The following is a 14,506-nucleotide window of genomic DNA, read 5'->3' on the forward strand; positions in this document are numbered from 1 at the left end:
ACCCAACCGAAGTTGGCTTAACCGTTCGACTTGCATGTGTTAGGCACGCCGCCAGCGTTCATCCTGAGCCAGGATCAAACTCTCCGTTCGGAGGCGGGGCGCGTCGAGCGCCCCGCGTTTGATCGCTAAAAGCATTTGCTCTTTGCCAATCACGAGGATTGACGAGGTATGAGAATGTCCGTCTGACATATCACACTCTGATTCGAGTTCCATGTCCTCAGTATCCGGTTCTCAAGGTCCCGCGGCAGGCCGCCCCGCGGCCTCCCCGCCCGCGCCTCTCGCGAGACGCGCAAGGAGATACTTTACTCTGGTTTCTTCGGACTGTCAACAACTTTTTTTCGATTTCGAAAAGTTTTTCTTTCGCAATCTCAGGAAGCTGTCTTGTGCCCTCTGAAAACAATCGCGCCCTCCTCAAGCGCGGGTTTGTATAATATCGCTCAACGTACGGTAACGCAAGTGTAAAGTTATTCATACAGATTTCCTTCACAAAAGAAGGCGGCGGCGCCCGGAGGAGCGCCGCCTTATGCGTCGTAATATGAAGAGTTCGGCCTTACACCAGCTTGACGAACTTGCGCTTCCCCACCTGGATGACGGCGCCTGCGAGCAGCGACGGCTCGACGTTGTACGCTTTCGCCGCCAGCGCCTCCCCGTTCACCTTGACGCCTCCGCCGTCGATCAGGCGGCGCGCCTCGCCCGTGCTCTGCGCGAGGCCGGCGTCGTTGAGGAGCTTGGCCAGATACACGAGCCCCTCGGCGTTCGGCGTGAGGTCGGCCGCGTACTCGGGAACGTCGTCGGGAATGTCGTGCTTCTTGAACACCAGGTCGAACTGCTCCTCAGCCGCAACGGCCGCCTCCTCGTCGTGGTACGCCGCCACGATGTTGCGCGCGAGCGCGCGCTTCACCTTGTTCGGGTGCAGCTCGTCGGCCGCGAGGCCCGCCTCGATGGCGTCGATCTCCTCGACGGGGGCGGTTGACGCCAGACGATAGTACTTCACCATGAGCTCGTCGGGGATGGACATGACCTTGCCGAACATGTCGGACGGCTCGTCGGTGAGCCCGACGTAGTTGCCGTAGCTCTTCGACATCTTCTTCACGCCGTCAGTGCCCTCGAGCAGGGGCAGCGTCAGGCACACCTGCGGCTCGAGGCCCATCTTCTCCATGAGCTCGCGCCCGGCGAGCAGGTTGAACAGCTGGTCGGTGCCGCCGAGCTCGACGTCGGCCTTGATGACCACCGAGTCGTACGCCTGCATCACGGGGTAGAGGAACTCGTGCAGGCTGATGGGCTGGCTCGAGGTGTAGCGGTTGTGGAAGTCGTCGCGCTCGAGGATGCGCGCCACGGTGAAGTGCGCCGTGAGCTTGAGCAGGCCCTCCATGTCAAGCGAGAGGATCCACTCGGAGTTGTAGCGCAGCGTGGTCTTCTCGGGGTCGAGCACCTTGAACGCCTGGTCGACGTAGGTCTGCGCGTTGGCCTCGATCTGCTCGCGTGTGAGCTGGGGGCGCGTCGAGTTGCGGCCCGAGGGGTCGCCGATGAGCGCCGTGCCGTCGCCGATGATGAGCGTGACGTGATGCCCCAGGTCCTGGAACTGGCGCAGCTTGCGCAGCGGCACCGCATGGCCGAGGTGGATGTCGGGGGCGGTGGGGTCGACGCCGAGCTTGATGTTCAGCGGGCGTCCGCGCTTGAGCTTCTCGAGCAGGGCCGCCTCGGGGACGATCTGCGCCGCGCCCGACTTTATGATGTGAAGTTGTTCTTCTGGTGAGAGCATGGTTGTTCTTCCTTCTTCGCGATGATGCGGCAACATGATACCGCAAAAGCCGGGAGGCTAGCTCACCCCTCGGTACAAGTGCCCGCTCGTGGTGTCGGGGAGCTTGGCCAGGGTGTTGCCATCAGCCTGCGCCACCTTGAGCGCACGGACCGCGCGGCCGACTGCCTGGGCCGCCTGCTCGCCGTTCATGAGCGTGGTGTCGACCAGAAACGCCGAGACGCCGGCCGCCAGAAGGTCGGGGATGGCGGGCACCACGTCGAGCGCCACGCTGTTGTACAGGTGGCTGCGCCCGAGGGCGTCGGTGACCACGGGAAACTCGAAGCCCTTGCGATCCTTCAGGAAATGCGGGCTTCGGCGCCGCGGGCACGCGTCGCACTGCTGGTCGCAGGGGCCCTGGCTCATGAGCAGGCAGTGCTCGGTGACCATGAGCTCCTGGGAGCCCGACACGGTGACGCCGAGCTCGATGGGCGAGCCTGCCGCCAGGTCCTCGATCTGGCGCAGCGTGAGCTCGGGCGACAGCCACGCGCGGCGTGCGCCGAAGTCGTGCAGCACGTGAAGCGCCAGCTCGTTCGCGGCGGGAAGGTGCGGGCCCGCCTCGGCGAGCGCGCCTGTCTCGTCGGCGCGCTGGAGGGCGCCGAGGCTCTCGACGAGCGCCGGCTTGCCCGGCTTGACGTAGCGCCAGGGATCGAAGTCGACCTGGGCCTCGCGAGCGTCGCCGCACGGGTCGTGGTCGACCACGGGCAGGGCGATCACGCACTGCTTGGGGTACCCCGCCTGCTCGGCCGTGCCCGTGAGCTGGCCCGCTATGACGGCCTCACCGCGGCGGTAGTTGAGCGCCGGGACGTAGACGACGTCGGCGCCGGCGCGCTTCGCCGCCCGCGCGCACACCGGGTTGGTGGCCCACGCCGCGATGAGGCACGCCTTGACGGGATCGACGCGCGCGACGTCGCGGTCCTTCACACGCGGAAGGCTGCGGCGACGGCGGCCCTCGAGCAGCGCGTCCTGCAGGCTCTCGAGCGCGGCGGCGCGGCAGTGGTGGATGGCGGAGAAGCCGATGCCCACCCCCTCGTCAAGCTCGACGGAGAGGTCCTCGAGCACGAAGGGCGTCGACCCGAGGCGGTCGACGTGCGCGCGTACGTCCTGGGCAGTCACGGCCTTGGTGCGCGCGGCCTCCACGAGGGGCCCCTCGGCGTAGCCGGAAGGGGGCGCGGCGGAGAAGCGCGCGCCGAGGCGGGCGGACACGGTGCGCGCGAGCTCTCCCTCGCCCGACGCGAGCGTGAACTCCATGGAGAGCGGCGCGCCCCGGCGCAGCGTCACGCGCCCGCTGACGGGAACGCGCGGCTCGAGCGCGTCGTCGGCGAAGGCCGCTTCGGCGCTGCGCACGCGAAACGCGCGGTCGCTCGAGCGCACCGAGCGCGTCTTGCCGTCAAGCGCGAGCGACACGAGGCCGTCCTTGACGGGCGGGGTGTCGGCGAGCGTCAGCGCGACGTGGCCCTTCTTCGTCCAGAACTCGATGACGTCGCCGGCGACGAGCCGACAGCTCGAGGCGACGCGCGCGCACCCGCCCTTCACCTCGCTCACGCGCCCGATGAACTGGCCGCGGTTGTTGGGGCGCTGGTAGCTCATGATGTCGTTGCCGCGCTCGCCCTCGAGGTACGCCGTCGTGAAGCCGCGCGAGAACGAGGCCGCGAGCTCGTCACGCTCGCCCTTCGTGGCGGCGACGCGGGCTGCGGCGCCCTCCCCCGCCGCCTCGGCGGCGAGGACGCGGTCGAGCACGCCGCGGTAGACCGCCGTCACGGACGCCACGTACTCCGGCGACTTCATGCGCCCCTCGATCTTGAGCGAGGACACGCTCGCGCGCACGAGGTCGGGCAGAAGGTCGACGGTGCAGAGATCCTGCGGCGAGAGCAGGTGCTCGCCTGGCGACGGGAGATCTTTGCGGAGCGCCACGTTCTTGAGCTCGTAGGGCAGGCGGCACGCCTGCGCGCACATGCCGCGGTTCGCGGAGCGCCCGCCGATCATGGACGACATGAAGCACTGGCCCGAGTAGCACACGCACAGCGCGCCGTGCGCGAACGTCTCGACCTCCATGTCGTAGGCGGCGGCGCAGGCGGCGAGCTCCTCCACCTCCCCGAGCGAGAGCTCGCGGGCCAGCGTGACGCGCGCGGCGCCCAGGCGCGCCGCGGCCCTGATGCCCGCGGCGCTGTGCGTGTTCATCTGGGTTGACACGTGCAGGCGCGCCTCGGGCAGCGTGCGCGTGAGCTCGGCGGCCAACCCGATGTCCTGCACGATGAAGGCGTCGGCCCCGACGCGGTACGCCTGGCGCGCGCATTCGAGGGCTTCGGGCATCTCCTGCGGGAGCACCACGGTGTTCATGGCCACATACACGTTGACGCCCCGCAGATGCGCGTACGCGCACGCCTGCTCGAGCGTCTCGATGGTGAAGTTGTCGGCCCCGCGGCGCGCGTTGAACGCCTCGAGGCCGAGGTACACGGCGTCTGCCCCTGCGCTCACCGCCGCGTGGAGCGCGGTGACGTTGCCGGCGGGGGCCAAAAGCTCAACGTTGTTCATTTACAGCTCAGTAGCCTTCTTGTCGGTTTCCTCAAGCAGGGACACGCCTTCGTCATAGAGCTCCTGGATGGACTTGATGCGGTCATCGTAGGTGGCGTAGTCGAAGGGATGTTCCTCGGTTGCGCTGTCGATCTCGGTGTAGAGCTCGATGTAGGCGTTGAGCGCCTCCTTGAGCTTGTTGCACCCGTCGACGTAGCCCGTCTGCACGTCGCCGAGCCCCTCGGGGACCTCGATGGCGGCCAGTGCGTCGAGCGCCTTGAAGGCGTTGTCGGCCTGGGTGCGCATGGTGACGGCATCACCGCGCGAGACCGCGTCCTCGAAGCTCTCCAACCTGCTCGAGAGGTCCTCCATGGTCTGGTTCACCGAGGACATGTACTGGCGGCTCTTCGTCTGCTGCTCGTTGGCCGCGTTGTTCTGCTGCGCGCAGCCCGCGAGCGCCGCCGCCACGAGGATGCCGACGCAGGTGAGCGCCAAAAGGCGCGCTATCTTGCTGTGCTTCATGGTTCTCCTATCGGTTTGCCGCAGCATGCGGGCTGCATTGCTCATGTTTGCTTATTGCGCGAGCTCAGCGCGGTGGGGCTAGCTGCTTGGATCCGGACTCGGCTCGGCTGATCTTCCCTGGTCCGAGGCGGGTGCAGGAGCAGGATCGGGGGCGGGAGCGCCACCGCCTCCAGCTCCGCCGCCGGCATCGCCGCCACCCGCGGCGCCTCCCGTGCCGCCGCCCTCAGCTCCGCCTGCATCACCGCTTGCGGGAGGCGTGGCGTCATCTGACGAGCTTGCCGAGCTTGAGGCGCTCGAGTCCGCGGAGCTCGCGGCGCTCGAGCTCGAGCTTGAGATAGTCCCTGTTTCGTTCGAATAGCTGCCGCCGATGTGGTTCTTCTCATCGACGAAGTTCTTCTTGTAGGGCGGGTCAGCCGCCTTGGGGAACTTCTCGAGCGGCTCGCCCTTCAGCACCTGGTTCAAGAAGTCGGAGAACACGCTCGCGACCGGATTGTAGACGGGGCTCGCGTCCTCGTACCGCTCGGCGCGCTCGCCGAGCCAGAGGGCCACTGAGTACTGGGGCGTGATGCCGCAGAAGTAGCTGTCCTTCTCCTCGTCGGTGGTGCCCGTCTTGCCGGCAGCCTCCTGCCCGTTCGCCAGGCGCGCAGCCGTGCCCGTGCCGCTCGTGACGACGCCCTTCATGACCTCGACGGCTGCATGGGAGACCTCGGGAGAGAGGACGCGCTCGCCTGAGGGGTTGGAGTTGTCAACGATTATGTTGCCGCTCGCATCCTCGATGCGCTCGATGCACTCGGCCTTGTAGAGCGTGCCGCCGTTGGCGACCACCGCGTACGCCTGCGCCATCTCGAGCGGCGTCACCGACGCGATGCCGAGCGTGAGGCCCGCCACCTCAGGGAGGTCGGCGGTCATGCCGAGCTTCTCCGCCACGTCGATCACCTCGTCGACGCCCACCGACATGATGAGGCGGATGAACGCGGTGTTCGAGGACACGGCGAACGCCTTGGAGATGGGGATCGTGCCCCAGTTCGTAAAGCTATCATTGGCCACGCGCTCAGATCCTGGCACGTCAACCCACGTGCTCGCATCGATCATGGTCTTCGGGTCGATGCCCGCCTCGAGCGCGGCGACGAGCGTGAAGAATTTGAACGACGAGCCGCACTGGCGCCCGTTGGTGCCGTCGCCCGTCGCCATGTTCACCTGCGTCGCGTTGTAGTCCTTGCCGCCGATCATGGCCTTGATGTGCCCGTTGTCAGGGTCGAGAGCCACGAGCGACACCTCGAACTTGTGCCCCACCGCGTCGAGCTTGCGCTCCGCGGCGGCCTCGGCAGCCTCCTGCGCGTGGAGGTCGAGCGTGGTGTACACGGAGAGCCCGCCCTTGAACACCTCGTCAACTGAGAACTTGTAGCGCCCGTCAGGGTCGAGCAGCTGCTCGCGCACGTAGGAGGTGAAGTATGGCTGCGCGTAGATGCCCGTCTCGGAAGGCTCCTTCTCGTTGAGCATGATGGGCTCGGCCTTGACCGCGTCAGCCTCCTCCTGGGTGACCACGCCGTTCGACACCATGCGGTCGAGCACCACGTTGCGGCGCTTCGTGCTCTGGTCCTCGTTGAGGCGCGGGTCGTTGTAGGTGGGCGACTGCGGGATGCCGATGAGCGTGGCGGCCTCGTTGAGCGTGAGGTCGGTGGCGTGCTTGGAGAAGTAGCGCTCGGACGCCGCCTCGATACCGTAGGCGCCGGCGCCGTAGTTGATAGTGTTCAAGTACATGAGGAGGATCTCGTCTTTGGTGTAGATCTCCTCGAGCTTGTAGGCGAGGTACATCTCGCGGATCTTGCGCTTGAACGAGATGTCGGTCATCTCGTCGGAGAGGATGGTGTTGCGCACGAACTGCTGCGTGATGGTGGACGCGCCTTCGAGATCGCCACCCATGAAGTTGTTCAGCAGCGCGCGACCGACGCCGACGATGTCCACGCCGTTGTGCGCGTAGAAGCGCTCGTCCTCGGTGGCGACCGTGCCCTTGGTCACGAGCTCGCTGATCTGGCTGAGCTCGACCGGCTCGCGGTTCACCGCCTGGAACTCGGCGAGCAGGACCTGCTCGCCCGTCTCGGAGTTCGTCGCGTAGACGCGCGAGGGCTCGGCGGTGTTGAGCGCCTCGACGTTGGTGTAGTCGGGAAGGTCCTGCAGCCACGTCTGGCACAGCGCGGCGACGCCGACGACGCCTGCGATGATGGCCGCAGCAATCACCGACACGACGGCGAGCAGGATGGTCTTCCCGTTTCTCTTCTTGATGCCATAGCGGCGTTTGATCGCGCGTGAGCCCACTGAAACCTCCGTTCAAACTCGCCTCATTGTATCATCGAGCGCATATGCCACGCTCAAGAGTCAACTTTGAAAACAAAAGGTCACATCAAAAGGCAGAATTCTTCACGAAGTGGACGCAGCCCCCCGATCCGCGCGGATCGGGGGGCTGCCGCCCTGGACCCGCCGCGCGCCTTGGGGCTGCTGCGCATCAGGGCCACCTGGGGCTGCCGCCATGCGCCCCGGGCACGCCGCCGCGCGCCTTCGCCGCACACCGCAAGCCCGGCGCGCACTTCGCTACGGCCGCGGGATGCGGCCCTCGTCTTGGCCGAGCTTGTCTACGGCCTCCTGCATCTGCTGCCTCACGGCCTCATGCCCGGTGCCGCCGTAGGTGGTCCGCGCCGCCACGATGGCCTCGAGGTTGAGGGCGCTCGTGATGTCAGCTTCGAACAGGTCGCTCTCCGCCTTGAAGTCCTCGAGCGCGAGGTCCTCCAGGTCGCACCCGCGCTTCTCGCACAAAAGTACCAGATGTCCCACCACCTCGTGCGCCTGGCGGAACGGCATGCCGCGCTTGGCGAGGTAGTCGGCCACGTCCGTCGCCGCAAGGTAGCCGCGGCGCGCCTGCGCCATCATGGCGTCGGGGTGAACGGTCATGGTCGAGATCATGCCGGCCGCGCACACATAGCAGTCCTCGAGCGTCTGCGCTGCGTCGATGGCGCCCTCCTTGTCCTCCTGCAGGTCCTTGTTGTAGGCGAGCGGAAGCGACTTGCACGTGACGAGCAGCGCCACCAGATCCCCGATGACGCGGCCCGACTTGCCGCGGATGAGCTCGGCAAAGTCGGGGTTCTTCTTCTGCGGCATGATCGAGGAGCCCGTGGAGTAGGCGTCTGACAGCGTGACGAAGCCGAACTCGGCAGTGGACCACAGGATGATCTCCTCGCACAGGCGCGACAGGTGCATCGACGACACGCTGCAGGCGTAGATGAGGTCGAGCAAAAAGTCGCGGTCGGACACGGCGTCGAGCGAGTTGGGGATGGGGTGGTCGAACCCGAGCGCGCGCGTGGTCTGGAAGCGGTCGAGCGGGTAGGTGGTGCCCGCGAGCGCCGCCGAGCCGAGCGGGTTGGCGTCGGCCGCCGCGTACGCCGCCTGCAGGCGCTCGAAGTCGCGCGCGAGCATCCACGTGTACGCGAGCAGGTGGTGGGGGAAGAGCACCGGCTGGGCGTGCTGCATGTGCGTGTAGCCGGGCAGGATCACGTCGAAGTGCTCCTGGGCCTGCTTGATGAGCGCGTGGCGCAACGTGGTGTTGGCCCGCATGAGGTCGCAGCAGCGCTTCTTCGCGAACAGGCGCGTGTCCGTGGCCACCTGGTCGTTGCGGCTGCGCCCCGTGTGCAGGCGCGCGCCCGCGTCACCGATGTTGGCGGTGAGCACGCCCTCGATGGCCATGTGGATGTCCTCGTCGTTCACGTCGAAGGTGAACTCGCCCTCCTCGATGGACCGCTCGATCTCGGTGAGGCCCGCCTCGATGTCCAGGGCGTCCTCGTGGCTGATGACGCCCTGGCGGGCCAACATGGCGGCGTGCGCCTTCGAGCCCGCGATGTCCTGCGCGTAGAGCTGCCGGTCAACCGGGAGCGACGCCCCGAAGCGCTGCGTGAACTCGCTCACGCCTTCCTCAAACCGTCCTGACCACAGTGCCATGATGCGTGTCTCTTCCCTCTCCTCGTGCTTGCTTATATATATGATGCCCGAGCGTGCGGCGCTCGGCAGATGCGCGGCAGACGAGCCACCGCACAGTGCGGCGCGGCGCGCGGCTTACGCCGTGACGTGCGCCCCCTTCATGTACGCCTCGGCCTGCTCCACCATCTGGGAGCCCGCGGCGGAGAACTCGTCGGCCGTGGAGGCCACCGGCGCGAACTGCTTGAGGGACGCGCCCATGGCGTGGCGGTTCTTCGCCCACACCTTGCAGGTGAGCGCGTGCAGGTCGATGAAGCCCTTGGCCGCGGCGTGGTCGAACTCGTCACCCGCGTCGTAGGTGGCCAGCTCGTAGGCGTAGAGCGAGTAGTCGCTCTTGCGCCCGACCACCATGCAGCTGCCCTTGAAGAACTTCAGCTTGACGGTGCCGGTGACGCACTGCTGGGTGGTGGCGAGGAACGCGTCGAGGGCCTCCTTGAGGGGCGAGAACCACAGGCCGTTGTACACGCACTCGGCCCACGACTGCTCGATGCCGAGCTTGTAGTGCAGCACGCTGCGCTCGAGCACGAGGTCCTCGAGCGCCTTGTGCGCCTCGATGAGCGCCAGGGCGCCCGGCACCTCGTAGCACTCGCGGCTCTTCACGCCCACGAGCCGGTTCTCGATCATGTCGAGGCGGCCGAAGCCGTTCTCGCCGGCGATCTTGTTCATGGCGTAGATGATCTCGAGGTAGCTCATCTTCTTCCCGTCAAGCGCCACGGGCAGGCCGCCCTCGAAGGTGACGTCGACGTAGGCGGGGACGTCAGGGGCGCAGGCAGGGTCGGTCGTCATGGTGTAGATGTCGGCCGGGGGCTCGCACCACGGGTCCTCGAGCACGCCGCACTCGATGGCGCGCCCCCAGAGGTTGTCGTCGATGGAGTACGGCGAGGCCGTGGTGGTGGGGACGTCGATGCCGTGCGCGGCGGCCCAGGCCATCTCCTCGGGGCGGCTGCCCAGGTCCCACTCGCGCACCGGCGCGATGATCTCGAGCTCGGGGTCGAGCATCAGGATGGACGCCTCGAAGCGCACCTGGTCGTTGCCCTTGCCCGTGCAGCCGTGCGCGATGTACTTCGCGCCGAACATATGGGCCGCATCAACCAGATGCTTGGCGATGAGCGGCCGCGAGAGGGCGCTCACCAGGGGGTACTTGTTCTCGTACAGGGCGTTGGCGGCCATGGCGACGTTCAGGTACTCGTTGGCGAACGATTCGCGCATGTCGACCACGAGGCAGTCGAGGGCGCCGGTCTTGAGCGCCTTGGCCTTGACCTTCTCGAGGCCGTCGTGCTCCTGGCCCAAGTCGCCCACGAGGGCGATCACGTCGAGGTTGTACTTCTCCTGCAACCACTTGATGCAGACCGACGTGTCGAGGCCGCCCGAGTACGCGAGGATGACCTTGTCCTTCGGGGTGGCGGTGGAAGTTGCGGTGCTTGTCGTCATGATGTGCGCCTTTCTTGCTATGCGAACGGTTTGCTGCCCTTTCGCGGCGAACATCAGGTTGTTTTCGATTCGCTGCCGCCGAACCCCCGCGACTGAGCGCGGCCGAGTTTGCGGGCTTGGGGACAACGATGTGCGAAGTGAGCTGCTGTGCACCACGGCTTTTCCTGAGATGCGGGCGCAGGGCATGCGCCAGCGGCCTGTCTGCTTGGGGCGAGACGAGGTGAGGGGAAAAGCACCCTCTCAGATGGACGTTCGTTTAACGTCGTCGCAGACGGCTGACGACGCGAACGTCGGCCGTGGTACGTCGCACGAGGAAGGCAGCGTCAGCCATGGCGCCGGTGAAGCCGGACGCGTGGGCGATATGCGTGACGCTCTGGTGCATGTGAAGCATTCCCTCTCGTACAACCCGCGGGGTTGGGTACCCGCGATCAGCAAAATTGATCGTTCGATATAGTAGCGCAAGAGCAGCGGAATGCAAGAATTTTTTTGCGGAATTTCCCGGAAGCGGGCGAAGGCGCAGACGAGGGGAAGGCGCGCAGCGTGCGACGGGCGCGGGCGGGTGGGGTCGGCATGCGACGCGCGGCAGGTGCGCAGGCGGGCACGGGCACGGCCGGCGCGCAGCGTGCGCTGCGCGCCGAAGCTGGCGTTACAGCAGCTTTCCCAGGCGCTCGACGAGCGCGTCGACGTGGGCCTTCTCGCAGATGAGCGGCGGCAGGAAGCGCAGGGTGCGCGGGCCGGGGGCGTTCAGCACGAGGCCCGCCTTAAGGCCGGAGAGCATCACGTCGCCCGCGGAGGGACCGCCCTGTGCCAGGTCGGCGCCCACCATGAGACCGTCTCCGCGCACGTCTGTGACCTGCGGCAGAGCGGCGAGACGCTCGCGCAGGTAGGCGCCCACCTCGGCCACGTGCGCGCCGAAGCCCTCGCGGGAGAGCTCGGTGAGCGTGGCGTGGGCCGCCGCGATGGCGATGTTGCTGCCGCCGAAGGTGGAGCCGTGGTCGCCCGGGTCGAACGTGTCGGCCACGTCGCCGCGCGCCGCGCACGCGCCCATGGGGATGCCCGAGGCGATGCCCTTAGCCATGGTGACCACGTCGGGCGTGACGCCGAGGGTCTGGAACCCGTAGGGCTTGCCGGTGCGGTAGATGCCGCACTGCACCTCGTCGCAGATGAGCAGCGCGCCGCGCTCGGCGGTCAGGCGGCGGGCGGCGGCCATGAAGTCAGCGGTGCACGGGTGCACGCCCGACTCGCCCTGGATGCACTCGAGCATGACGGCGCAAATCTCATCCCCGCGCTCGGCGAACAGCTGCTCGAGCGCCGCCACGTCGTTGAGGGGCGTGGCGACGAACCCCTGCGGCAGCGGCTGGAACGCCTCCTGCTTGGCAGGCTGCGCCGTGGCGGCGAGCGTGGCGAGCGTGCGGCCGTGGAAGCTCCGCTCGATGGTCACGATGAGGCGGGGCGCGCCTTCGGCCTGCCTGCCCGCCGCGACGGCCCGCTTGCGCGCGTAGAGGCGCGCGAGTTTGATGGCGCACTCGTTGGCCTCGGCGCCCGAGTTCGCGAAGAACGTCTTCCACGCGCTGCGCTCGGCGGGCTCGACCTCTGCGTTCAGCAGGTCGGAGAGCAGGCGCGCCACCTCGCCGCGCTTCTCGATGTAGTAGTAGTTGCTCACGTGCATGAGCTTGGCCGCCTGCTCGCTCACGGCGGCGACGAGCGCGGGATGGCAGTGCCCCAGGCTCACCACGCCGATGCCGGACAGAAAGTCGAGGTACTCCTTGCCCTCGCTGTCCACGAGCGTCATGCCCGAGCCCTCCACGAACTCGACCGGCTTGCGGCCGAACGTGGGCATCACGTAGCGGCTCTCAAGCTCGGCTTCTTGCTGGTAGGTCATTTCTCTTCCCTTCGAAAAGTAAAGCAGATAAAACAAGTATAGCCAGTCATATAGTCTATCAAGGCCGGTGAGGCTGCGCGGACGGGCGGAACGCTACAGCCCCCTGTTCTCGATCAGCTTCGCGGCGAAGTTGCCCACGGGTGACACCACCGACGCGTCGGGCACGCCGGGGCGCGCGATCATGGTGCCGATGCCCTTGTCGGTGAGCAGCTCGAGCAGGAGCGCATGCGGCGTGATGCCGTTGATGATGTGCGCGCGCATGACGCCTGCCGCAAGCGCCGTCACACAGGAGCGCAGCTTGGGAATCATGCCCGTGGAGAGCGTGCCCGAGGCGATCATGCTGCGCGCCTCGTCGAGCGTCATGTTCGAGATGAGCGTCTCGCGACGGGGGTAGTCCTCGTACAGGCCGTCCACGTCAGTGAGGAACACCACCTTGTGCGCGCCGATGGCGGCGGCGATGTGCCCGGCCGCCACGTCGGCGTTGACGTTGTAGCAGCCCGAGTCCTCCCCGATGGCGACCGACGCGATCACCGGGATGTAGTCGGCGGCCACCAGGTCCTCGATGAGCGCGCTGTTGATGCGCGTGATGCGGCCCACGCGGCCGAGGCGCGCGTCGGCCTGCTCAGCCACGATGACGCCCGCGTCGGCGCCGCTGATGCCCACGGCCATGTTGCCGTGCTGGTTCATGGCCTCCACGAGCTCCTGGTTCACCTCGCCGGTGAGCACCATGCGCACGAGGCTCATGGCCTCCTCGGTCGTCACGCGCTGGCCGTCGACGAACTCCACGGGCAGGTCGAAGCGCTTCATGGCGCGTGTGATGGCCTTGCCGCCGCCGTGCACGATGACGGGGTTCACGCCGATGATCTTCAGCAGCACGATGTCGGCCATGACCTCGGCGCGCAGCTCCTCGTTCTCCATGGCCGACCCGCCGTACTTGATGACCACGGTCTTGCCCGTGACGTTCTTGATCCAAGGCATGGCCTCGGTGAGGACCTCGCCGGTTATGCTGGACACGCCGTGGGGGCGCGTCTGAGAGTCGTAGTTCATGAGCGGTAATCTCCGTTGATCGAAACGTATTCATAGCTGAAGTCGCAGGTCCACACCGTGGTCGCGCACGTGCCCTCCCCCAGGTCGGCATCGACGACGATCTCGGGCGCCTCGAAGCGCGCAAGCGCCTCGTCCTCGTCGAAGGCCACGGTCAGCCCGCCGCGGCACACCGGCATGCCCATGATGTCGATGTCGACGTTCTCCTGGGAGAAGCGCGCGCCGCTGCGGCCGAGCGCGGCGGCGATGCGGCCCCAGTTGGCGTCATGCCCGTAGATGGCCGTCTTGGTGAGCGGCGAGTTCGCCACCGTGCGCGCCGCCGCGTCGGCGTCCTTTTCGCTCGCCGCGCCGCGCACGTTCACCGTGACCAGGCGCGTCGCGCCCTCGCCGTCGGTGGCCATGGCGCGGGCGAGCGTGACGCACACCTGCGCGAGCGCCTCCTCGAAGCGCGCGAAGGCGGCGCTGCCCGGCGCAAGCGGCGCTGCAGCGGGAGCGGCCGCGCCGCTTGCGAGGATGAAGCACGAGTCATTGGTGGACGTGTCGGAGTCCACCGTGATCTTGTTGAAGCTCGCGTTCACCGCGCGGCTCAGCGCCGCGTGCAGGTCAGGCGCCGCGACGGGCGCGTCGGTGGTGATGACGGCGATCATGGTGGCCATGTTCGGCATGATCATGCCCGAGCCCTTCGCCATGCCGCCCACCGTGAACGTGACGCCCTCGTAGCCGACGCCCGCGCCCGAGAAGGTGACGGCGCACTCCTTCGGGTGCGTGTCGGTGGTCATGATGGCCCGCGCCGCGCTGGCGCCGCCCGCGCGCGAGGCCTTCGCGAAGGCCGCCGGCACGCCCGCGGCGAACGGCTTGAGCGGCAGGTGCACGCCGATGACGCCCGTGGAGGCCACGAGCACCTCGTCTGCGGTGCAGCCCACGGCGTCGGCCGCGATGCGCGCCGCCTCGCGCGCCGCCTCGCGCCCGATCTCGCCCGTTGCCGCGTTCGCGCAGCCGGAGTTGATGACCACGGCGCGCGCGGTGCCGTAGGCGCCTGCCCCCGCGCCGCCCTCGGACAGGCGCTCCCGGCACACCTGCACGGGCGCTGCGCAGAACACGTTGGTGGTGAACACGCCCGCTGCGGCGCTCGGCTCGTCGGCTACCACGAGCGCGAGGTCGAGCCGGTCCGGGTCGGCGCGGAACCCCGCGTGGACGCCGGCGGCCGCGAACCCCCGTGCCGTGGCGACGCCGCCGTCCTCTACGTAGGCGCAGCCGAACCGCTGCGCATAAGCGTCGTTGGTGATGCTCAT

General features: G+C 67.6%; 9 protein-coding genes and 1 rRNA gene. All 10 read right to left on the reverse strand.

All coding sequences use genetic code 11. The features are described from left to right. Positions 1 to 90 (reverse strand): 16S ribosomal RNA (locus tag G7Y50_RS10580); the annotation flags it as partial. Between the two features lie 460 nt (positions 91 to 550). Further along, positions 551 to 1,762 (reverse strand): tyrosine--tRNA ligase, encoded by a 1,212-nt coding sequence (tyrS, locus tag G7Y50_RS10585; protein WP_165056048.1) that lies wholly within the window; start codon positions 1,760 to 1,762, stop codon positions 551 to 553. A 57-nt stretch (positions 1,763 to 1,819) separates the two neighbouring features. Continuing rightward, complete coding sequence (locus tag G7Y50_RS10590; protein WP_165056050.1) at positions 1,820 to 4,333, reverse strand: DUF3656 domain-containing protein; 2,514 nt, start codon at positions 4,331 to 4,333, stop codon at positions 1,820 to 1,822. Further along, a complete protein-coding gene (locus tag G7Y50_RS10595; RefSeq protein WP_165056052.1) occupies positions 4,334 to 4,834 on the reverse strand; it encodes a hypothetical protein in 501 nt (166 codons plus the stop codon). Between the two features lie 78 nt (positions 4,835 to 4,912). After that, complete coding sequence (locus tag G7Y50_RS10605; RefSeq protein WP_206214836.1) at positions 4,913 to 7,150, reverse strand: transglycosylase domain-containing protein; 2,238 nt, start codon at positions 7,148 to 7,150, stop codon at positions 4,913 to 4,915. A 273-nt stretch (positions 7,151 to 7,423) separates the two neighbouring features. Then, the gene (gene argH / locus G7Y50_RS10610) at positions 7,424 to 8,821 is read right to left on the reverse strand and encodes an argininosuccinate lyase (RefSeq protein WP_165056063.1); all 1,398 of its coding nucleotides are present in this window, start codon (positions 8,819 to 8,821) and stop codon (positions 7,424 to 7,426) included. A gap of 114 nt (positions 8,822 to 8,935) precedes the next feature. Further along, positions 8,936 to 10,288: an argininosuccinate synthase gene (locus G7Y50_RS10615; RefSeq protein WP_165056073.1), complete on the reverse strand. Its 1,353-nt coding sequence runs from the start codon at positions 10,286 to 10,288 to the stop codon at positions 8,936 to 8,938. A gap of 646 nt (positions 10,289 to 10,934) precedes the next feature. Continuing rightward, the gene (locus G7Y50_RS10620) at positions 10,935 to 12,170 is read right to left on the reverse strand and encodes an aspartate aminotransferase family protein (protein WP_165056078.1); all 1,236 of its coding nucleotides are present in this window, start codon (positions 12,168 to 12,170) and stop codon (positions 10,935 to 10,937) included. A 93-nt stretch (positions 12,171 to 12,263) separates the two neighbouring features. Next, positions 12,264 to 13,217 (reverse strand): acetylglutamate kinase, encoded by a 954-nt coding sequence (argB, locus tag G7Y50_RS10625; protein WP_165056080.1) that lies wholly within the window; start codon positions 13,215 to 13,217, stop codon positions 12,264 to 12,266. Beyond that, complete coding sequence (gene argJ / locus G7Y50_RS10630; protein ID WP_165056082.1) at positions 13,214 to 14,506, reverse strand: bifunctional glutamate N-acetyltransferase/amino-acid acetyltransferase ArgJ; 1,293 nt, start codon at positions 14,504 to 14,506, stop codon at positions 13,214 to 13,216. The genes argB and argJ overlap by 4 nt, the downstream gene beginning before the upstream one ends.

Source organism: Adlercreutzia sp. ZJ176, assembly GCF_011038975.1.
Classification (GTDB): Bacteria; Actinomycetota; Coriobacteriia; order Coriobacteriales; family Eggerthellaceae; genus CAAEEV01.